This is a genomic window from Bradyrhizobium sp. cir1, from assembly GCF_014198245.1.
Taxonomy (GTDB): Bacteria; Pseudomonadota; Alphaproteobacteria; order Rhizobiales; family Xanthobacteraceae; genus Bradyrhizobium.
The window spans coordinates 344,143-364,220 of record NZ_JACIHE010000005.1; the positions used below are offsets into that span (position 1 = coordinate 344,143).

26 protein-coding genes and 1 riboswitch are annotated in these 20,078 nt (G+C 64.6%); of the genes, 12 read left to right on the forward strand and 14 right to left on the reverse strand.

Annotation, left to right across the window (positions count from 1 at the left end; all coding sequences use genetic code 11):
* Positions 1-170 precede the first annotated feature (170 nt).
* The 4 genes from GGD63_RS14375 to GGD63_RS14390 all read left to right on the forward strand — a co-directional run bounded on the left by GGD63_RS14375 (position 171) and on the right by GGD63_RS14390 (position 3,233).
* Positions 171-689, forward strand: coding sequence for a DUF2314 domain-containing protein (locus GGD63_RS14375; RefSeq protein WP_183242957.1), 519 nt, complete (start codon positions 171-173; stop codon positions 687-689).
* Positions 690-996: 307 nt separating this feature from the next.
* Complete coding sequence (gene hisS / locus GGD63_RS14380) at positions 997-2,394, forward strand: histidine--tRNA ligase (RefSeq protein ID WP_409334062.1); 1,398 nt, start codon at positions 997-999, stop codon at positions 2,392-2,394.
* A 67-nt stretch (positions 2,395-2,461) separates the two neighbouring features.
* Entirely contained in the window at positions 2,462-2,716 is a 255-nt protein-coding gene (locus GGD63_RS14385; protein WP_183242961.1) for a tautomerase family protein, read from the forward strand.
* Between the two features lie 112 nt (positions 2,717-2,828).
* Positions 2,829-3,233: a thioesterase family protein gene (locus GGD63_RS14390; protein WP_183242963.1), complete on the forward strand. Its 405-nt coding sequence runs from the start codon at positions 2,829-2,831 to the stop codon at positions 3,231-3,233.
* 97 nt (positions 3,234-3,330) lie between these two features.
* Here the strand turns inward: GGD63_RS14390 and proC are convergent, their stop codons facing one another.
* Together proC and GGD63_RS14400 are read right to left on the reverse strand one after the other, a co-directional pair.
* A complete protein-coding gene (gene proC / locus GGD63_RS14395; protein WP_183242964.1) occupies positions 3,331-4,155 on the reverse strand; it encodes a pyrroline-5-carboxylate reductase in 825 nt (274 codons plus the stop codon).
* A gap of 229 nt (positions 4,156-4,384) precedes the next feature.
* Complete coding sequence (locus GGD63_RS14400; protein WP_183242966.1) at positions 4,385-4,885, reverse strand: YbjN domain-containing protein; 501 nt, start codon at positions 4,883-4,885, stop codon at positions 4,385-4,387.
* Between the two features lie 461 nt (positions 4,886-5,346).
* Positions 5,347-5,520: riboswitch (FMN riboswitch) on the forward strand.
* 78 nt (positions 5,521-5,598) lie between these two features.
* Between GGD63_RS14400 and GGD63_RS14405 the strand changes: the two genes are divergently transcribed.
* Entirely contained in the window at positions 5,599-6,186 is a 588-nt protein-coding gene (locus tag GGD63_RS14405) for a 6,7-dimethyl-8-ribityllumazine synthase (RefSeq protein WP_183242968.1), read from the forward strand.
* 112 nt (positions 6,187-6,298) lie between these two features.
* Here GGD63_RS14405 and GGD63_RS14410 read toward each other — a convergent pair whose 3' ends face one another.
* The 5 genes from GGD63_RS14410 to lgt form a co-directional block, all read right to left on the reverse strand.
* Entirely contained in the window at positions 6,299-7,252 is a 954-nt protein-coding gene (locus GGD63_RS14410; RefSeq protein ID WP_183242970.1) for a ribose-phosphate pyrophosphokinase, read from the reverse strand.
* A 193-nt stretch (positions 7,253-7,445) separates the two neighbouring features.
* On the reverse strand, positions 7,446-8,075 hold the full coding sequence (locus GGD63_RS14415; RefSeq protein WP_183242972.1) for a hypothetical protein: 630 nt from the start codon (positions 8,073-8,075) through the stop codon (positions 7,446-7,448).
* Positions 8,076-8,190: 115 nt separating this feature from the next.
* The gene (gene pgeF / locus GGD63_RS14420) at positions 8,191-8,958 is read right to left on the reverse strand and encodes a peptidoglycan editing factor PgeF (RefSeq protein ID WP_183242974.1); all 768 of its coding nucleotides are present in this window, start codon (positions 8,956-8,958) and stop codon (positions 8,191-8,193) included.
* The gene (locus GGD63_RS14425) at positions 8,958-10,073 is read right to left on the reverse strand and encodes an SAM-dependent methyltransferase (protein WP_183242976.1); all 1,116 of its coding nucleotides are present in this window, start codon (positions 10,071-10,073) and stop codon (positions 8,958-8,960) included. The genes pgeF and GGD63_RS14425 overlap by 1 nt, the downstream gene beginning before the upstream one ends.
* 21 nt (positions 10,074-10,094) lie before the next feature.
* Positions 10,095-10,940 (reverse strand): prolipoprotein diacylglyceryl transferase, encoded by an 846-nt coding sequence (gene lgt, locus GGD63_RS14430; protein WP_183242978.1) that lies wholly within the window; start codon positions 10,938-10,940, stop codon positions 10,095-10,097.
* Positions 10,941-11,147: 207 nt separating this feature from the next.
* On the opposite strand from lgt, the gene GGD63_RS14435 reads away from it, so the two are divergent.
* The 4 genes from GGD63_RS14435 to ychF all read left to right on the forward strand — a co-directional run bounded on the left by GGD63_RS14435 (position 11,148) and on the right by ychF (position 14,113).
* Positions 11,148-11,408, forward strand: a complete 261-nt coding sequence (locus tag GGD63_RS14435) for an accessory factor UbiK family protein (protein ID WP_091886723.1) — start codon at positions 11,148-11,150, stop codon at positions 11,406-11,408.
* Positions 11,409-11,603: 195 nt separating this feature from the next.
* Complete coding sequence (locus tag GGD63_RS14440; RefSeq protein ID WP_183242980.1) at positions 11,604-12,326, forward strand: 50S ribosomal protein L25/general stress protein Ctc; 723 nt, start codon at positions 11,604-11,606, stop codon at positions 12,324-12,326.
* Positions 12,327-12,384: 58 nt separating this feature from the next.
* Positions 12,385-12,999: an aminoacyl-tRNA hydrolase gene (pth, locus tag GGD63_RS14445; protein WP_183242982.1), complete on the forward strand. Its 615-nt coding sequence runs from the start codon at positions 12,385-12,387 to the stop codon at positions 12,997-12,999.
* Between the two features lie 16 nt (positions 13,000-13,015).
* Positions 13,016-14,113 carry a redox-regulated ATPase YchF gene (gene ychF / locus GGD63_RS14450; protein WP_183242984.1) on the forward strand — a complete coding sequence of 366 codons (1,098 nt, stop codon included), beginning with the start codon at positions 13,016-13,018 and terminating at the stop codon, positions 14,111-14,113.
* A 117-nt stretch (positions 14,114-14,230) separates the two neighbouring features.
* Here ychF and GGD63_RS14455 read toward each other — a convergent pair whose 3' ends face one another.
* Positions 14,231-14,527 (reverse strand): DUF4282 domain-containing protein, encoded by a 297-nt coding sequence (locus tag GGD63_RS14455; RefSeq protein WP_028134403.1) that lies wholly within the window; start codon positions 14,525-14,527, stop codon positions 14,231-14,233.
* 153 nt (positions 14,528-14,680) lie between these two features.
* Between GGD63_RS14455 and GGD63_RS14460 the strand changes: the two genes are divergently transcribed.
* From GGD63_RS14460 to GGD63_RS14470, 3 genes are all read left to right on the forward strand, one after another.
* A complete protein-coding gene (locus GGD63_RS14460; protein WP_183242986.1) occupies positions 14,681-15,133 on the forward strand; it encodes a MaoC family dehydratase in 453 nt (150 codons plus the stop codon).
* A complete protein-coding gene (locus GGD63_RS14465; protein ID WP_183242988.1) occupies positions 15,133-15,612 on the forward strand; it encodes a MaoC family dehydratase in 480 nt (159 codons plus the stop codon). The genes GGD63_RS14460 and GGD63_RS14465 overlap by 1 nt, the downstream gene beginning before the upstream one ends.
* 195 nt (positions 15,613-15,807) lie before the next feature.
* Positions 15,808-15,954: a hypothetical protein gene (locus GGD63_RS14470; protein WP_018648330.1), complete on the forward strand. Its 147-nt coding sequence runs from the start codon at positions 15,808-15,810 to the stop codon at positions 15,952-15,954.
* Between the two features lie 24 nt (positions 15,955-15,978).
* Here GGD63_RS14470 and GGD63_RS14475 read toward each other — a convergent pair whose 3' ends face one another.
* The 6 genes from GGD63_RS14475 to GGD63_RS14500 form a co-directional block, all read right to left on the reverse strand.
* A complete protein-coding gene (locus GGD63_RS14475; protein WP_183242990.1) occupies positions 15,979-16,116 on the reverse strand; it encodes a hypothetical protein in 138 nt (45 codons plus the stop codon).
* A 324-nt stretch (positions 16,117-16,440) separates the two neighbouring features.
* Positions 16,441-16,860 (reverse strand): hypothetical protein, encoded by a 420-nt coding sequence (locus GGD63_RS14480; protein WP_183242992.1) that lies wholly within the window; start codon positions 16,858-16,860, stop codon positions 16,441-16,443.
* A gap of 246 nt (positions 16,861-17,106) precedes the next feature.
* Positions 17,107-18,021, reverse strand: coding sequence for a hypothetical protein (locus GGD63_RS14485; RefSeq protein WP_183242994.1), 915 nt, complete (start codon positions 18,019-18,021; stop codon positions 17,107-17,109).
* A 269-nt stretch (positions 18,022-18,290) separates the two neighbouring features.
* Positions 18,291-18,731, reverse strand: coding sequence for a nuclear transport factor 2 family protein (locus tag GGD63_RS14490; RefSeq protein ID WP_183242996.1), 441 nt, complete (start codon positions 18,729-18,731; stop codon positions 18,291-18,293).
* A gap of 186 nt (positions 18,732-18,917) precedes the next feature.
* Positions 18,918-19,184, reverse strand: a complete 267-nt coding sequence (locus GGD63_RS14495; RefSeq protein WP_183242998.1) for a hypothetical protein — start codon at positions 19,182-19,184, stop codon at positions 18,918-18,920.
* Between the two features lie 241 nt (positions 19,185-19,425).
* Positions 19,426-19,872, reverse strand: coding sequence for a nuclear transport factor 2 family protein (locus GGD63_RS14500; RefSeq protein WP_183243000.1), 447 nt, complete (start codon positions 19,870-19,872; stop codon positions 19,426-19,428).
* Positions 19,873-20,078 lie beyond the last annotated feature (206 nt).

The following is a 20,078-nucleotide window of genomic DNA, read 5'->3' on the forward strand; positions in this document are numbered from 1 at the left end:
CCCCGGACGGAGTGCCGGGGCCAAGTTCGCGAAACGGATTGGCAGCGCATCTTCCTGCGAAGGCGGTGCGCTCCGTTCTTGCCTGGACGGCGCCAACCGTTAGTTGTTGAAAGCGTCAGTGCAACTGTGTGACAATGGCTGGGACATCAAGTCTCTCAGACGTTGCGATCATGCCTACCTCTCTCCCCCAGCCAATCAAATGGGCCGTATCCGCTGTCGTAACGGCAGTCGCTGTCTTCGGTATTCTAACATTGGGTCCCAGGCCCACGGTCGAGGTGGCCGACCGGGTCATCAGCGTGGCCGACACTGACGCCGAGATGAATGCCGCGATCGCTCGCGCACGCGCTACGCTGCCTGTCTTCTGGGCTTCCTATGAGGCACTAAAACGGATGGAGACGGATCACTCTCTCAAGGTGCGATTTCGGACCGTCGGCAATGACGAGCACATCTGGATGAGCGACGTGAAGAAGCTTCCGAGCGGCGAATATGCCGCGCGTTTCGCGGACACGCCTCGGAATCTGCCAGGAAAGCGGTTCGGAGACCTCGCCGAGTTCAAGGATGCCGACATCTCGGACTGGATGTTCATGCGCAACGGCAAGATCGTCGGCGGCGAAACCATCAAGCCGCTGCTCAAATCCATGCCGAAATCCGACGCCGACGCGCTCCGGGCGCGGATGGAGCAGCCGTAGTCGGCTCTTCCCTTCTCCCCTTGTTGCGGGAGAAGGTGGCGCGAAGCGCCGGATGAGGGGTTGTTTCCGCAAGGGATTCTCTTGCGCCCGCGCTAGCGGATGGAGACCCCTCACCCGTCTCGCCGCTACCGCGGCGAGCCACCCTCTCCCGCAAGGGGAAAGGGAAAAGGCAGCGGTTGCCGCCCCGCGCCCCGGCTGGTAAACGCCGCGCATGGCCGAAAAACCCAAAAAACCCCAGAAACTGAAGGCGCGCCTGCCGCGCGGGCTCGAGGATCGCGACCCTGCCGCGATCCGGGCGACGCGCGAGATGGTCGAGAAGATCCGCGCCGTCTACGAGCTCTACGGTTTCGAGCCGGTGGAGACGCCGGCGATGGAATTCACCGATGCGCTCGGCAAATTCCTGCCCGACCAGGATCGCCCGAACGAGGGCGTGTTCTCGTTCCAGGACGACGACGAGCAGTGGATCAGCCTGCGCTACGATCTGACCGCGCCGCTCGCCCGCTACGTCGCTGAGAATTTCGATACGCTGCCAAAACCCTATCGCAGCTACCGTGCCGGCTACGTGTTCCGCAACGAGAAGCCCGGTCCCGGCCGTTTCCGCCAGTTCATGCAGTTCGATGCCGACACGGTCGGTTCGGCGACGCCGGCGGCGGATGCCGAGATCTGCATGATGGCGGCCGACACGATGGAAGCGCTCGGGATCGCGCGCGGCTCCTATGTCGTGAAGGTCAATAACCGAAAAGTTCTCGACGGTGTGTTGGAGTCGATTGGCCTGCGCGACGATTTCAGTCGCAAGCTGGTTGTCCTCCGAGCGATCGATAAGTTCGATCGGCTGGGCGCGGATGGAGTTCGCGCTCTGCTGGGAGACGGTCGCAAGGACGAGAGCGGCGATTTCACCAAGGGGGCAGGTCTGTCCTCCGAGGCTGCTGAGCGAGTGCTTAACTCCACGTGCCCGCAAGAGGGAACGAACGCTGAGGTTATCGCCAAGCTGAAGACGCTATCAGACACTGCTATCGGTAATGAGGGAATTGCTGAACTCGAGGCAATTGCGGATCTCGTGACAGCCGGAGGCTACGAAGGCCGGGTGCGTATCGACCCGACTGTCGTGCGCGGCCTCGAATATTACACCGGCCCCGTCTACGAGGTTGAGCTCCTGCTCGATACCAAGGACGAGAAGGGCCGCCCGGTGCGCTTTGGCTCGGTCGGCGGCGGTGGCCGCTATGACGGTCTCGTCTCGCGCTTCCGTGGCGAGCCGGTGCCGGCGACCGGTTTTTCGATCGGCGTGTCGCGGCTGCAGGCCGCGCTGACGCTGCTCGGCAAGCTCGACACGCGGCCCGAATTCGGCCCCGTCGTCGTCACTGTGTTCGATCGCGACCGCGTCGCCGACTACCAGAAGATGGTGGCAAGCTTGCGAGGTGCCGGCATCCGTGCCGAGCTCTATCTCGGCAATCCCAAGAACATGGGCAACCAGCTCAAATATGCCGACCGCCGCAACTCACCTTGCGTCATCATTCAGGGCTCGGACGAGAAGGCGCGTGGCGAGGTGCAGATCAAGGATCTGATCGAAGGCGCAAAGGCCGCCGCCGCGATCGCCTCCAACCAGGAATGGCGCGAGACCCGGCCGGCGCAGTTCTCGTGCAGCGAGGCCGATCTCGTCGCCAAGGTGCGCGAGGTGCTGGCGCGCCATGACGTGAGCTGGGGCTAGCCATTCGCAAGCGGCGTCACGCCCGGGCTTGTCCCGGGCATCCACGTCCTGTTTGATGCGCCCCACCATGAGCGACCGGGGTGTGCCCGGTCATCGCGAAAGCCACAGGGAGAAGACGATGCCTGAGATCACCATCAGCATGGCCGAAGGCCGCACCGACGAGCAGAAGGCCGGTATGATGCGCGACATCACGCAGGCGCTGGTGAAGAATCTCGGCGTCGACGCCGATGCCGTCGTCATCCAGATCAACGAAGCCCCGCTCCGTCACAAGATGAAGGGCGGCAAGACCTTTGTCGAGCGCGCGGCGGCGGCGAAGAAGTGACGCGTTGGCGTCATTCCGGGGCAGCCCGTCAGGGCTGAACCCGGAATCTCGATCGACAATCTCTGGAATCCGGGTTCGTGCTTCGCACGCCCCGGAATGACGAGCAAGCACCATGGACGCACGCGACTTCATCAAAATCGGCATGAGCGCCGAGCGCACGCTGGCGGTGCCGGTGGAGCGCACGGTCGGGCATTTCGTGCCCGGCATGCCCATGGTCTATGCGACGCCTATGATGATCCTCGAGATGGAGATGACATCGGGCGATGCGATCCGCGCCGCGCTTCAGCCGGGCTGGGTCACCGTCGGCACCGAGGTCGACATTCGCCATCTCGCAGCGGCCTTGGTCGGCGCGACGGTGCGAACCACCGCGACGGTGGTCGCGGTCGAGCGCCGCGTCATCCGCTTCGAGGTCGAGGCATTCGAGGGCACGCGCAAGCTCGGCGAGGGCCGCCACGCGCGCGGGCTCGTCAATGTCGAGATGTTCAACAAGCGGCTAGCCGCAGGCTCTAAATCGTAGAGTGGGCAAAGGCGCGAAGCGCCGTGCCCACCATCTCTCGAAGGGCTGTGATTGAATTGGTGGGCACGCTTCGCTTTGCCCACCCTACGGCACCTGCTTACTTCGCCAATTCCTTCGATCGCTTCGTCGCGGCCGCGATCGCGCGGATCATCAGGTCGCGCAGGCCGGGCTCGCCCATCAGGACGCCGAGGGCCGCGGCCGTGGTGCCGCCGGGCGAGGTGACGTTCTGGCGCAGCGTGGCGGAGGGAAGCTCCGACTGGTGCAGCAACTCGCCGGAGCCGGCGACGGTCTCGCGCGCGAGCCTGGTCGCGAGCGCCTCGGGCAATCCCGCCTCCACGCCGGCACGGGCCAGCTCTTCGGCGAGCAGGAACACATAGGCCGGGCCCGAGCCGGAGACGGCGGTCACCGCGTCCATCAGGCCTTCATCCTCGACCCATTCGACTGAGCCGGTGGCGCGCAGCAGCGCATCGGCCACCGCGCGCTGACCCCCGCTGACGGTCTTCGCCGCAACGGCGACGGTGATGCCGCGGCCGATCGCGGCCGGCGTGTTCGGCATCGCGCGCACCACGGCGCCGCCGCAGACCTCTTCAAGCGAGGCGATCGTGGTTCCCGCCATGATCGAGACCACCGAGGTCTTGTCGGAGACGAACGGTTTCAGCCTGGCGCCTGCCTCGCGGAACATCTGCGGCTTCACCGCGACGACCAGCGTCTCGACCTGGCCGGCCGCCGTCACATCGGGATTGAGCGCGACGCCCTTGGCGGCAAGCGCCGTGATCTCGGGCGAGAGATGCGGATCGACCACCGCGACGCGGCGCGGGTCGAGCCCGCCCGCCAGCCATCCGGTCAGCATCGCGCCGCCCATCTTGCCGGCGCCGGCAAGCAGGATGGTGCCGGTGATGTTTTGAAGGGTGCTGTTTGCCATCGTTGTCGCCACAAAATCCGCCGTCGTCCTGGCGAATGCCAGGACCCATTACCCCAAGCGGTTCTAGTGGATGGAGGGCGGAGCAACAAGGACCGCGCGATACGGCGACACCTCGCGGTATGGGTCCTGGATCGGCGCGACGACAGCGCTTCGCGCCGGCGTCGCTGGTCCAGGACGACGATGAGGGGAGAGCTCTGGCTCCCTCACGCGCTGGTGGATGGAGACGTACTTACGCCTCGCCCACCGTATCAAACATCGCCGCGTCCATCGCCTCGGTCGTGGTCTTGCCCGCCCACACCACGAACTGGAACGCCGGAAAGTAGCGCTCGCAGGCATGGATGGCGCCGGCGAGCATGGCCTCGCATTGCGCGGGCGAGGCGGTGAGGCCGCCCGGCAGCACCAGGGCCTGGCGGTGCATGATCATGCCGGTGTTGGTCCATAGATCGAAATGGCCGACCCACAATTGCTCGTTCACGGCGGCGACGAGCCGCTGCACTTCGCTGCGCCGCGCGAGCGGAATCTTCATGTCGAACGCGCAGGCAAGATGCAGCGCCTCGATCTCGCCCATCCACGTGAAGGAGAGCTGGTAATCGGTCCATCGTCCCTTCGAGACAATCGTGAGCTCGTCTTCGCCGGAGCGTTCGAACGGCCAGTTGTTGTTGGCAGCGATATCCTCGACCACCGCGAGCGGGTGGTTCCTGGAATCGATAGTGCCTTCGAGCAGGGACATGCCGTCTCGACCTCTTGCCTTCTTGTTGTCGTTGATACGCACGCGGTCGGCCCGGCACGCTCCCTCAATGTCGCTGTCGCAATCCCCTCGGGGTCGCTCTCGCGATCCCTCGGATCAGCGCGGGCCTGTCGCGGATCAAGTGATGTGATTTGCGGAATCTGCGCAACTGGGTCCGGAGTCAGTCCACAACCTCGGACTCGTTCGTCCACAGCTGATCTCCGCCACAATTCTTAACGGAGAGAACAAACCGGAATCAGATCGACCGGCCCTAGCTGCATTCCGTGTGCCGGAGCCTCCTTGCGGGGCCGGATCGGTCCCGCCTGTTCGATGACCTACCCTGTCGAATTTTCGCAGAGTTTCGCCCTGACGTCATAGGCACATGCGTAGTACCCATAAGGAAGGTCCTTGCTGGCCGTCCCCCTGTTGGTCATAATTCGGAATAGTCCACCCATAACGGGTGGATAAGTTCTCAGGGCGGGGTGAAAGTCCCCACCGGCGGTAAGGGCCGAACGGCCCAAGCCCGCGAGCGCCTTCCCAAGGGGTCTCCTGAAAAGGATTTCTCCCGAAGGGAAGGGTCAGCAGATTCGGTGCAACTCCGAAGCCGACGGTTAAAGTCCGGATGAAAGAGAACGGTCGGTGGCAGACGCATCGTGAGGATGCGGCTGTTTGTCGTTCCGTGTGCCCTGATTCTGGTCCTTAAACCGAGGAAAGCCATGAATCAGATGTTGCAAGAACCCCAAGTCCAAACTTCCAAAGCCGAAACTTCCCAACCCAACCAAACGCCGCCGCCGGTTCCCGTGGACCCGCCGCCGGCAGTCGCGCATCCGCGCTTCGCAAAGCCGCAGCGGGTGGCCTTCGTGCAGGCCTGCTGGCACCGCGAGGTGGTCGAGGAGGCCCGCATCGCCTTCATAAGGGAAGCCGAGGCGCGCCACCTCACCCATGTCGACGTGTTCGAGGTGCCGGGCTCGTTCGAGATCCCGCTGCATGCGCAGGTGCTCGCCAAGACGCGGCGCTACACCGCGATCGTTGCGGCCGGCCTCGTCGTCGACGGCGGCATCTATCGCCACGAGTTCGTCGCCGACACCGTGATCAAGGCGCTGATGGATGTGCAGCTGCGCACCGAGGTGCCGGTGTTCTCCGCGGTGCTGACGCCGCAGCAATTCCACGAGACCGAGGTGCACTACGATTTCTTCCGCAGACACTTTGCGATCAAGGGTGTCGAGGTCGCGGCAGCCTGCGCCGAGACGTTGCTCGGCCTGGAGCGCCTGCGCGGCCAGGTCGCGGCGGGGATCGTGGGGTAGTAGTGGTCATTCCGGGGCGCGCGCAGCGCGAGCCCGGAATCCATTGATCAACGCGGATCGCTGCAAGATGGATTCCGGGTTCGGCGCTACGCGCCGCCCCGGAATGACAGCGTTAGTCGAACAGGCTCGACACCGATTCTTCCGCTGCGGTGCGCGCGATCGCATCCGAGATCAGGCTGGCGATCGGCAGGGTGCGGATGTTCGGCGCCTTGGTCACCGCTTCGGTCGGCAGGATCGAGTCGGTGATCACGAGCTCCTTCAGCTTGGAGCCCGCGATGCGGGCGGCCGCGCCGCCGGAGAGCACGCCGTGGGTGATGTAGGCGTAGACGTCCTTGGCGCCCTTGGCGATCAGCGCGTCGGCCGCATTCACCAGCGTGCCGCCGGAATCGACGATGTCGTCGACCAGGATACAGCTGTAGCCGGAGACGTCGCCGATCACGTTCATGACTTCGGATTCACCCGGACGCTCGCGGCGCTTGTCGACGATCGCGAGCGGGGTGTTGATGCGCTTGGCGAGGCCGCGGGCGCGGGCCACGCCGCCGACGTCGGGCGATACCACCATCACCTTGCCGAGGTCGAAACGTTCGCGGATGTCGCGCACCATCAGGGGGGCAGCGAACAAATTGTCGGTCGGGATATCGAAGAAGCCCTGGATCTGGCCGGCATGCAGGTCGAGCGTCATGACGCGGTCGACGCCGGCATGGGTGATCAGATTGGCGACGAGCTTGGCCGAGATCGGCGTGCGCGAGCCGGAGCGGCGGTCCTGCCTGGCATAGCCGAAATAGGGGATCACTGCAGTGATGCGGCGCGCCGAGGAGCGGCGCAGCGCGTCGGTGATGATCAGCAGCTCCATCAGATTGTCGTTCGCCGGAAACGAGGTCGACTGGATGATGAAGGCATCCGAGCCGCGGATGTTCTCCTGGACCTCGACGAAGATCTCCATGTCGGCGAAGCGCCGGACCACCGCTTTGGTCAGCGGCATGTTGAGCCCCTGCGCGATGGCCTGGGCGAGTGCCGGATTGGAGTTGCCGGCGACGAGCTTGATGGAGCCGTTCTTGGCCGACATGGACGCTTCCTCCCGCGCTTTGCTGGATACGACGTTCAACATCAGAAAATACCCACTGGGAGCACGGTTACGACGGGCGAGGAAATATCAGGCCGGGGGCCGCAATGGCAACCCGGGATGCTACGTTTTCCCTTCGAAATCCTGAGTCGGGCCAACGGCTTGGCCGCATCTTGAACCCGTGGTTTAGCGGGGGTTATCGATCGGCATAGCCGAGCGCCGAGGCCGGCATGTCCGGCACCGGGCCCTCCTTGATCACGCTCGCCACCGCCGGTCCGCGCAGGCCGGGAGCCGCGCTCGGGGCATCCGGCGTCCCGTTGATCATGTTGGAAAGTCCACTGAATCCGGCCTGGGCGATCTTCCGCAGCACGAGGTCGTCGGCGGCGGCCCAGGGATCACGGGTCGCATCGCGGCCGCCCTTGGCCGAGGTCGGTTCCTCGCCGGACAGGCGCAGCGCCCGCTGCTGGTTGGCGTCGTAGACGTCCCAGACCCAGGCAATCACGGTCTTGCCGCGCACCACCTGGGCGGAGAGGTAGCTGCGCACGCGGTAGGCGGCCGTCCCCTCGCGGGAGACCACGGACAGGCTGCGCAGCTTGGATTCGCTGTCGAGCACGCCGACCATGCGGTCGAACACCTGCGGCGGCGGCCCGTCGATGGATTCGAACGCGACCGTCGCTCCCGCGCCGGTGCTCGGTGCCATCGCATAGGAGTTGGCGGCATTGCCGCCGCCGCCGGCGCAGCCGCCAAGCGCGGTCGCTGCCGCCAGCAGGATGACCGCCAGCACGCGCGAACCCGCGCGGCGCAAGATGGATGACGCGTCCCTCATTATGGAGGGCAGCGATATCGTTAAAATCGATTAAGGTCTAGGGTGGAGGCGACACAACGCACAGTCGTCGGGGCCGGGGGTACCGCCCCGGAACGACACGAGGTTGCTCTTGTGTTCACGCTTCGAGCGCGATGGCGTGAACGTGGCGGCCGTAATCCGGCTCCTTGCGATGCACCGAGCGGCGATAGCTGAAGAAGCGCTCGTCGGCGTAGGTGTCCAGACCAAGGTCGTCGATCATCAGGATGCCCGCGGCCTCCAGCCGCTTTCGGATGAAGCCGGCGAGATCGAACATCGCGTGTCCCTCGCGCACCGAGGGAATGAAGAACACCGCGTTGTCCGCGTCCGCTTCGATGAAGCGCGCGACGAACTCGTTGCCGACCTCGTAGCTGTCCTGTCGAATCAACGGGCCGATCGCGGCGATGATGCCGCCGCGCGTGGCGCCGAGCTTCTCCATGGCCGTGATCGTAGATTCCAGCACGCCCGTCAGCGCGCCCTTCCAGCCGGCATGCGCACCGCCGATCACGCGGGCATTGGGATCGACGAACAGCACCGGCCCACAATCGGCGGTGGAGACGCCGAGCGCGATGCCGGGCGTCTTCGTGACCAGCGCGTCGCCCTTCGGGCGCGGTCCGCTCGGCCACGGCATTTCGGCAATGAGCACGTCGGGCGAATGGATCTGGTGTAGGCTGACGAAACGTTCAGGCGCGACGCCGACATGCTCGGCCATGCGGCGGCGGTTCTCCGCGACGAGGGCCTGGTCGTCGTTGGAGCCGAGCCCGCCGTTCAGCGCGGAATAGATGCCGCTGGAGACGCCGCCTTCACGGGTGAAGAAGGCATGGCGCAGGCCGGGCACCGCCGACAGCAGCGACGAGGCGAGAGTCATCAATTTCCTCCGGCGTGTTCGAGATCGCTGAGGCCGGCAATGCCTGTCAGCCGCGGCTCGGAGATGCCGAGCACCTTGAACATCGATCCCATGCCGCTTCGACCGGTATCGGTCAGGCGCTTGAGCGCCACCGAGATATCGGTGGCGACCTCCGGCGTCGCCTTCTGCATCAGGGCGGCGGCCCGGGTGTCGATGCCGACGCGCTTGAGGAAATCGCCCTGCGTCACCGGGCCGTGCACGCGGGCACCAACGTCTTCGGCCGCCCGCGCCAGCGCCTGGAAGTCGACATGGGCGGTGACGTCGGCCTGGCCCGGCGCCTTCAGGGGATCGGTGAAGGTATGGCGCGCGATCGCCTGGAAGGTGTCGCCGGCATCGCTGCGCAGATGACCGTAGTCGATGATCAGCGCCGCACCGTCCTGGTCGCGCACGCGCGTGGCGAGCTTCATGATCTCGCCGTCCGGCCGCCATTCGAACACGGCGCCGACCGGGGCGGCGCGCACCAGCGGCGGCAGCAGCACGTCGAAGCGCGGCGTCGGCTCGGCGGCCGCGCCGAACTGGAGCTTGCCGTTCGGGTCGATCTCGATCACGCGCTCGTGCCAGCCGTTCTCGCCCTTCACCATCTGGTGGATCGGCAGCACGTCGAAATATTCGTTGGCGAGGATGATGCTGGGGCCTTCCGGCACATCGTCGATGCTGTCGTGCCAGGAGATGTTGCGCACGCTCGACAGCGTCGCACTCTGCCGCTCGCGCAGCACGGGATTGACCTCGACCATGTGGATGTGGAGCGCCTGGTAGAGCGGCGGCAGCACGCGGAGCGCGCGCAGCGCATCCGCCATCATGGTGCCGCGGCCGGGGCCGAGCTCGATCAGCCGCAGGAATTGCGGCGAGCCCATCTGCTTCCACACCGAGGCGGACCACAGGCCCAGGAGCTCGCCGAACATCTGGCTGACCTCGGGCGCGGTGGTGAAGTCGCCTTCACGTCCCAAAGGGTCGCGCGAGACGTAATAGCCGTAGCGCGGATGCATCAGGCACAGTTCCATGTAACGCCAGACCGGCATGGGCCCAGAGGATTTGATCAGCGCCTTGATCTCGTTGAGTAGCGGCTGGTCGGTCACGGCGTGCTTTCTCGAAATGAATTAACGAACGGCCTCGATCGGCTTCGGCGCACCGCGCCGCACTGCCAATACAATAAGTATGAGGCCGACAATAAGCATCGGGATCGACAACAGCATGCCCATGGTTAATCCGCCCCAGAGGAAGCCGAGCTGGGCGTCGGGCTCGCGGAAATGCTCGCCGGCGATCCGGGTCAGGCCGTAGATCAGGATGAAGCTGCCGAGGATCATGCCGGGGCGTTTCAGCGCGCCGAAGCGGATCATGATCGCGAGCACGGTGAACAGCAGGATGCCTTCCATGCCGGCTTCATAAAGCTGGCTCGGATGGCGCGGCAGTTGCGTCGGATCGTTCGGGAAGATCATCGCCCAGGGCAGGCTGGGGTCGGTGGCGCGGCCCCACAATTCGCCGTTGATGAAATTGGCGATCCGTCCGAGCAGGAGCCCGACCGGGGCGACCGCGGTGGTGATGTCGCCGAGCGACAGGATCGAGATGCCGCTCCGCCAGGCGAACCACATCACCGCGACCACGCAGCCGAGGAAGCCGCCATGGAACGACATGCCGCCTTCCCACAATCTGAAGATCGCGGCGGGATGATCGATGAAGAAGGGCAGGTTGTAGAACAGCACATAGCCGGTGCGGCCGCCGAGGATGATGCCGAGCGTCACCCACAGGATGAAGTCGTCGATCTGCAGCAACGACATCGGCGCGGGGCCGCCCCACAGGCGCTCCTTCTTCAGCAGCGAGCGCGCGTAGAGCCAGCCGAACACGATGCCGCAGATATAGGCCAGTGCGTACCAGCGGATCGCGAACGGACCGATCTCGACGGCGATCGGCTTGAAGGCGGGAAAATCGATGAGCAGAAAGGGCATCACGCCTTCTATATCTGGACGAGATTGCGGCGATAGCGCGCCGGCAGACGCCTCGTGATTCTTATGCAGGGACGTTGAATACGATTGCAAGGAAACCGGGGCATGACAAGGATACCGCCGCTTCGCTCTTGAACCGGCCCAACCGGATTGCCATTGTCTTTTCGCGCGTTCGCGCAAAGTTTATCGCAAGGCCGCCAGGAGACCGACATGACCCAGACCAGCAACCGGTTTTTCGACGAGATCGGCCGCCTGATGAACGATGCCGCCGGTGCGGCCCAGGGCGTCAAGCGCGAGTTCGACACGGTGATGCGAACGCAGGCCGAAAAATTCCTGCGCGACATGGACCTCGTCAAGCGCGAGGAGTTCGAGGCGGTCAAGGACATGGCCCGCCTGGCGCGTGAGGAGAACGAGGCCCTGAAGGCGCGGATTGCAGCGCTGGAGGCCAAGCTCGGCGGTACACCCACGTAAGGACGCTCTTTCTTACCCTCCCCTGGAGGGGGAGGGTGGGAGCCTCGGGGCAACCCATTCTCCTTGTCATTTCCGCATCTTCCGGGTAAAAGCCCGCCACGTCCGCGGCCCCCGCACCCCTGGAGGCTTGCTGCGGACCATGCCATGGGCCGCGTTGCGGCCCATTAACTTTTGCAAAAACAAGGACTTAACGACATGGCGACGACCGTCAAGGAATTGAAGGCGACCGCACGTCCGAAGAGCGGCAAGGGGGCCGCCCGGGCTGAGCGTCGCGCCGGGCGAGTGCCCGGAGTGATCTATGGCAACAACCAGCCCCCCGTCACGATCTCGATCGAAGATCGTGAACTGCGCCAGCGCATCCTCGCCGGCCGGTTCCTGACCACGCTGGTCGACATCGATCTCGAGGGCAAGAAGCACCGCGTGATTCCGCGCGACTACCACCTCGATCCGGTCAAGGACTTCCCGATCCATGTCGACTTCATGCGGCTCGGCGAAGGCGCCACCATCCGCATCAGCGTTCCCCTGCACGTGGTGAAGTCGGAAACCTCCCCCGGCGTGAAGCGCGGCGGCACCGTCAATATCGTTGCCCACGCCATCGACCTCGAATGCGGCGTCGAGAGCATTCCGCAGTACATCGAGGCCGATGTCGGCTCGCTCGAAATCGGTCACTCGCTGCATCTGTCGGACGTCAAGCTGCCGGCCGGCGTGAAGGCGCTGACCCGCGAGGACGCGACCCTCGTCACCATCGTGCCGCCGTCCGGCTACGCCGAAGAGCAGAAGGCTGCTGCTGCGGCTGCGGCTGGTGGTGCGGCTCCGGCCGCGGGTGCCGCTGCTCCGGCTGCAGCTGCTCCGGCTGCGGGTGCTGCTGCTCCGGCGGCTGCCGCCAAGGCTCCCGCCGGCGGCGACAAGAAGAAGTAATCTCTCACGGCTGGCGCGCGGTCCCTGACCGCGCGCCGAGCGAGGGGCGCGCCGCGTCATGCGACTCTTTGTTGGGCTCGGCAATCCCGGCGCACAGTATCGGTTCAACCGACATAATGTCGGGTTTATTGTCGTCGATGCGATAGCCGAGCGCTATCGCTTCAATCAGTGGCGCCAGCATCCTCGCTTTGAGGGTGAATTGGCCACCGGCATGATTGACGGCGAGCAGGTCATGCTTCTGAAGCCCTCGACCTACATGAATGCTTCAGGATTAGCGGTGTTGAGTGTGCTCAGCTTCTACAAGCTGCACCGATCTGACCTATCCGTATTTCACGATGAAATCGAACTTCCGCCCGCCGGATTTCGCGTCAAGGTGGACGGCGGTGATGCGGGACATAACGGTTTGGGCTCAATCACCGAAAGGATTGGTCCGAACTATCGACGTGTCCGCATTGGAGTCGGACGACCAATACATAAGAGCCAGGTTGAAGGATACGTCCTTGGCAACTTTACAACCTTGGATATGGAATGGCTAAGTCCAATGATCAATTCGATCGTGGAAAACATTGGACTGCTGATACGCAATCAAGATTCAAGCTTTCAGAACAAGGTGCACGTCGCTTTGCAGGCTGCAGGCTTTGGCAAGCGCGGTAACCGCAGCTCGCCTACTTAGGACTCAGAGGACCACCATGGGATTTAAATGCGGGATCGTCGGATTGCCCAATGTCGGCAAGTCGACCTTGTTCAATGCGCTGACCGAGACGGCCGCGGCGCAGGCCGCGAACTATCCGTTCTGCACCATCGAGCCGAATGTCGGCGAGGTCGCCGTACCCGATCCGCGGCTCGACAAGCTCGCAGCGATCGCCAAGTCGGGCCAGATCATCCCGACCCGGCTGACCTTCGTCGACATCGCCGGCCTCGTGCGCGGCGCTTCCAAGGGCGAAGGCCTCGGCAACCAGTTCCTCGCCAACATCCGCGAGGTCGATGCCATCGTGCATGTCGTGCGCTGCTTCGAAGATTCCGACATCACCCATGTCGAGGGCAAGATCGCGCCGCTCGCCGATATCGAGACCATCGAGACCGAGCTGATGCTCGCCGACCTCGACAGCCTCGAGAAGCGCGTCGACAACCTCACCAAGAAGGCCAAGGGCAACGACAAGGACGCCAAGGAGCAGCTCGACCTCGTCAACCGCACCTTGGTGCTGCTGCGCGAGGGCAAGCCCGCGCGCCTCGTCGAGCGCAAGCCGGAGGAGGAGCGTGCCTTCTCGATGCTCGGCCTGTTGTCGTCAAAGCCCGTGCTCTATGTCTGCAACGTCGAGGAAGGCTCGGCCGCGACCGGCAACGCCTTCTCCAGGGCGGTCGAGGAGCAGGCGGCGAAGGAAGGCGCGGTTGCCGTGGTCATCTCCGCCAAGATCGAATCCGAGATCGCGACGATCTCGCGTGAAGAGCGCGCCGACTTCCTGGAGACGCTGGGCCTCGAAGAGGCCGGTCTCGACCGCCTGATCCGCGCCGGCTACTCGCTGCTCCAGCTCATCACCTATTTCACGATTGGTCCGAAGGAAGCGCGCGCCTGGACCATCCATCGCGGCACCAAGGCGCCAGGCGCTGCCGGCGTGATCCACACCGACTTCGAGAAGGGCTTCATCCGCGCCGAGACCATCGCGTTTGACGATTACGTCGCCCTCGGCGGCGAAGCCGGCGCCCGCGATGCCGGCAAGCTTCGCCTCGAAGGCAAGGAATACGTCGTCGCCGACGGCGACGTGATGCATTTCCGGTTCAATACGTAAGCCGGAGCTGTCATTCCGGGGCGCGCCTCTTGGACGCGAGCCCGGAATCCATTCATCCATTTATTCTGAGGCCCGATGGATTCCGGGTTCGCGCTGCGCGCGCCCCGGAATGACGGGCTAGCGCATCCCTGATCCCTGGTCCCTGATCGCGCCGAGATGCTCGTTGATGCGGAAGACGATCAGGATCAGCTCGGCGACGATGCGCGAGAACACGATCCCGACCACGACGCTCGCGATCGACGACAGCAGCACCAGGAAGCCGCCGAACGGGCTGATCGCCATCGCAGCCAGCCCTGAGAAGATGCCGGAGAGGCCGAACAGGCAGATCAGCGCGATCACCAGCCAGTAGAAGGTCTTGATGATCGTCGGCGTGATGAAGCGGTCCCATTGGAATAGATCGCTGAATGAAAACATTGCTCTCCCCAGGCAAATCGGGTTTCGGCCGTCGATCGATCCGACTCAAATCAACGCCGATACCCCGTATGTAGCACGAGCCATGCGGGCCGGCGGGTTGAGATTGCCGCAAAGTGCGGCCACAATCTGTCATTTCCGCACAGCAATCCCAAGATGACCCTGACCTTTGAAGATTTCCCGCTCGGCCGTTTCGGAACATTCGGCCCGCGTCACGTCACCCGCGACGAGATTCTGGCCTTTGCCGCCGAGTTCGATCCGCAACCGATGCACCTGGACGAGGACGCTGCGGCCAGAAGCATGCTGCGCGGCCTGTCCGGCTCGGGCTGGCACCTCTGCTCGCTGATGATGCGGATGATGGCGGACGGCTTCATCACCCGCGCCGCGTCACTGGGGTCTCCCGGCGTCGACGAGGTGCGCTGGCTCTCGCCGCTCAGGCCCGGCGACGATCTCACGCTCGACGTCGACGTGCTGGAGGCGCGGGTCTCGAAGAGCCGTGCCGGGCTCGGTATCGTCAAGTTCAAATGCACCGCGCGCAATGCGGCGGGGCAGGCGCTCGCCGAGATGACCTCGCCGATCCTGATCAAGCGGCGCGAGGGAGCGGTCTGATGCGGTTCTTCGAAGACATCGCGATCGGACAGCGCCGCGAGATCGGCGCCTACACGTTCACGGCGGAGTCCATCAAGACATTCGCCGCCAAATTCGATCCGCAGCGCTTTCACCTCGACGAGGAGGAAGGCAAGAACTCGCTGTTCGGCGGGCTCGCCGCCTCGGGCTGGCATGTCGGCTCGGCCTGCATGAGCCTGCTTGTCGCCGACGGCCAGCGTCTGGCGCATGAGGCCGCCTCGCGCGGCGAGGAGGTCGCGGTGTGGGGCCCGTCGCCGGGCTTTCGCGACCTGCGCTGGATCAGGCCGGTGCTCGCCGGAGATACTGTCTCTTACGTCAACGAAGTCATCGATAAGCGCACCTCCGCCTCGCGTCCCGGCTGGGGCATTTTGACAGCCCGCACCACCGGCACCAACCAGCGCGGCGAGGAAGTCTACGCCATCACCGCCAGCGCCTTCGTGCCGCTGCGAAAGACGGCTTAGATCAGTTCCAGGATGAACGGACAAATGAGTGCGCGAGTGTTGCCCGCGCGCTATGGACGCTATTCGGACCGGCTGTCATAAGCCTGCGCAACATGGTTACCGCGAAGCAATTGCCGGGACCATCGAGTTGCTAACCAATTATGAACCTGTCGCTGTCTATTTGAACGAATAGACAGAGGACAGGGGACGAGGACCATGGCTGACCGCGGCGCACTCAAGTTTGTTGGATTTATCTTTGCGACCGCGACGCTGGCCGTAATGCTGGTCGCCGGCATGGTGGTGAAGGGCTATGCGGACGGCGGCTACACCCTGGAAGCCTCGACGGTCGACGCTGACCGTTAACGTTCCGGGGCCGTCAGCCCCGCCTCAGCGGCTATAGACGAACGCCAGCACCGCGATCGCAACCGCCAGCAATCCGACAAAGCGCAGCATGATCGTGCCGATCTGGTTCGGCGCGGGCCGCAGCGGTATGGGGTCCGTGGTGTCGGGCCGAATGCTTTCCATCTGAATTGTCCCCTGAGCCCGGCCGAAACGGCCAATGGCGCTTGGCATTGGTCGCCGGGAAGGGGCGGCGGGTTCAAAGCCTCCGCAGTCATGCCCCACCACCGGGTCTCGCCTCCGGCGAGCCCGATGACAGGCTCCGGCGGGGCATCCAGTACGCCGCGGCCTGTCGGTTCTTGCCTCACCGTCTCGGAGTACTGGATCGCCCGGTCAAGCCGGGCGATGACACCTTCGTTGAGGAGAGTGTGCACCCATCACACGCCATGAATCAAAACCGCCGCGCTCCCTTCCGGGAACGCGGCGGCCAATGATGCGTCGTAGCAGCGATCAGCTGTTGCGCAGGCCGTCGGCGGCGCGCTTCCACTGCGCGACGTTGTCGGCGATCATGCGGGTCGACTTCATCGCGGCCTGGCTGAGCTGGGCGTAGCCGGAGATCTCGCGCTGGACGCGCTGGCCCTCGGCATGAAGCAGGTCACGCAGGCTCTCGAGCTCGGAGATCAGGTTCTCGATCTCGGCGAGTGAGGTGCCGGCGACGCGCTGGATCAGCGAGTTGACGTTGGTGACGGTGGCCTCCGCGCTCGGATCGAGCGGCGGCGCGTCGGTGGTCGACGCCGGACGGCGCAGATAGGCGATGTCGTTGCGGACGAAATCACGAATGCCGGCCTCGACCTCGGAGACCGCGGCGAGATTGGTGTCGACCGTCTCGGTCTCGGTGGCTTCGATCTTTTCCGGACGGGTGGCGTTCATCGTTGTTCCTCTGTTCGCGTTGAGCGCAGCGCGAGTGTCCCCCGCACGACGATGTCTGTAAGGCAGCCCGCATCAGGGCGCCGGATTTTGACCGCAAAGGGGCCGAGATGCGGCAAGGGCGGACCATTCGGGGGTTTTGCCGTGGCGTATGGTTAGGGGAGTGTAAAGGCTGGTTCCAGCAGCGAAGTGGATGCGCGGCTCGGCCGGTGCCTCACTCCCTCGCCCCGCTTGCGGGGAGAGGCGAAACTACCAGCTCTTCTTGAAGCCCGCCGTCACGCTCTTGTTGATCGCCCCTTGCGAGGTCTCGCCGACCGAGCCGGAGACGGTGACGTTGTCGAACAGCTTCTGCTCGGCGCCGAACTTGCGCAGCCATTTGTCGTCGGTGGTCGACAGCGTCTGACCTGCGGTGATGCTGGTGCCGGTGTCGGTGAGCGTGACCTTGGCGGACTGATCGGTCTCGTAATTGCGCGTGATGTGGCCGCCGATGCCGGGGACGGCGGTGGTGCCCTGCTGGTTGACGCTGTAGCCGTTCTGCAGCGTCAGCTGTGTGTCGCCCGACAGCGGCACCGACTTGGTCAGCGATGCCCCGATCTTGCTCTGCTCGGAGCCGGGGTCGACACGGGCCTCCACCGCAGTCTTGTCCCAGATCACCCCCGCGCCCGGCGCGGTCGCGGTCGCCCAGGCGCTGCCGGAGGGCTGCGGCAGGCTGCCGCCATTGGCGGCCTTTTGTGCCAGGAGCTCGGACATCGTCCTCGGCTCGCTCGCCACCGTCATGTCGGCGCCGATCCGCGTATCCCAGAACTCGAACACCGACTGCTTCACCGTCACCGCCGAGGAGCCGTTGGCATTGGCGTTCGACGACCAGTTCAGTCCGCTATTGGCCGCGGCCTGCGCGCGCTTCTTGGCGGCGATGATGTCGTTGAGCGTGCCGGCGTCGATGGCGAGCTGGCTCCAGTCGAGCTTGTCGACGTCGATACCCTTCATCACGTCGGGGTCGTTGACATCGGGGGCCTCGGCCGCCTCGGCTTCCTCGTCGGGCGCAGCCGCGGGCGGGGAGAAGGGCGGAATGATCTGCGCCGAGACCGTTAGCACCGATCCCAGGATGAATGCGGCCGCCAGCACCGGCAGCCTGGCCCAGCCAAAACCCGTCGAGAATTCCATCGTCCTGCCCACGAACCCCAGCGCATGCCGTCCGCCGATACATAGCGGCCGCAATGACCATGCGCCATTCCGCAGCGAGGATGCTCACCTATCGTTGCGAAATTGTGGCGACTCGCCTCGAGACGCCTGGGGACGCGAACCAACGGGCCGCGCGAAGAGCGCGCGCCCGATGACGGCTTGCCTGCGACGGCATCCGGCGGGGCTGGAGGCCAGGACGTCGCGGTCGCCTTGTCATCGGTCCCGAACAGCGGGACCCGTTGGCGTCCCCCTCAGCCGACGCTGGTCATCTTCGGCAGATGAATGGCGCGGCCGAGTGCCTGTTCGACCAGGTCGAACGTGTCGATCAGCACCCGCATGCTGATCAGCTTGCCCGCCCTGAACTGGGCGAACTGCGCGACGCGCAGGGAAATCGGCTTGTTGGAATCGAGCGCCGTCAGCGAATAGCGCAGCATCGAGGCGGCGGAATCCACGCCCAGCATGATGCTCTCCCGGTCGAAGCGGCGGACCTGGAAATTGTCGGCGAGCTGGCGGATGACGTCGAGCACGGCGTCCTTGCCCTGGCGCGCGCCGAGGAACGGAAACATGTCGATCGGGCCATAGAGCGCCCACTCGACGTCCTCGTCGATCAGGGCCTCGATATCCCTAAAGTGCCGGTCGTTGATCGCACGGTGCAATGCGCGCGAGAAACGCCAGAGGCTGTGCTCTGTCATTTGGGGCAGTCCTGACGCTGGCTTGCAGAAAAAACGAAAAACGACCCCATGCACCGTAAAGGTGCCCCGGGGCGCTCAACTCATTTGTATGCGAACGGAATAACCGATTTCGGCCAAAACGCAATTCACGTTTTCGCAATGCACAATTGAGCGCGCTTTGTGAGATTTACAACAAAACCCCGTAATCTACCGGTCCCCGTGAGCCGCGGGTTCCCGTTCGATCGCGATCGCATCGTCCCGCAGCGCCAGCAGGCCGAACAGCACCGCGCCGCCGATGCCGCCGATCGCCGCGCCCAAGGGCATGAAGGTGAAGAACACCAGCATGCCGTTTTGGCCTTCGAAATTCGTGGTTTGCGCGATCTCGACGAAAGCGAGCCCGGCCCCGATCCCGAGCGCAGCCCCGCCCAGCGTCCCCAGGAACAGCCCCAAAACAGCAAGCAACACGACTTTCATCGGCCCATCGCCCCGCCGGCGCGCACAACGCCCCGGGATGGGTCTCGGCGGCAGGGAGGGAGGTTCAAACGGGGACTCTCTTCCCTCTCCCCCTGCGGGAGAGGGTGGCTCGCCGCGATGGCGGCGAGACGGGTGAGGGGTCTCTCTCCGCGAGAAATGCTCTCGCGCTTGAATTCTTGGAGAGAACCCCTCATCCGGCGCTTCGCGCCACCTTCTCCCGCAAGGGGAGAAGGAAGAAGGATCAATCCACCCGCGCCCCCATGATCAGCGGCCCGATCTCGCGCTCCAGCACCTGCTGCACCAGGTCGTAGGAATCGATGATCTCGCGGATCTCCGCCACCAGCCCACCGCGGAAGGTGTAGAACACCGCCATGTCGAACTGCACGACGCGGCCGTTGCTGCGCTTCTTGAAATGGGTCTGCATGTAGATCGCGACCTCGTCGCCGTCGGCGAGGATGTGCGGCGCCTTGTAGCGAACTTCCGAATAGCGCGACCAGATCGTCTGCCACAGTTCGCGCAGCTCTTGCTTGCCGTGCCGCGGCACCATGTGCGGCAGCACGTCGATCGGAGCGTGGGTGAGGAAGTCGACGTCGTCGGTGCAGCACGACAGCGCGGCCTCGATGTCGCCGCGCGCAAAGGCGTCGAGCAGATGCACGACACGCTGCCTGTTCAACGATTCAACCGTCATGCCGCCCTCATTGCCCATGACCCGCGAACGCTATCGCGCAGCCCGCGCGTGCTTCAATCCTTGAGAACACAGGGCTGATTGCAGACTATGACGCGCGGGCGCAATGCCCGGTTCATGGGGGACAACTATTGGTTGCGAGTGTGCTCGCCTGCAAGAAAACGAGCGGCCTTCGCGTCCCGGCGATGACGCCGAGTGCATATCGCTTG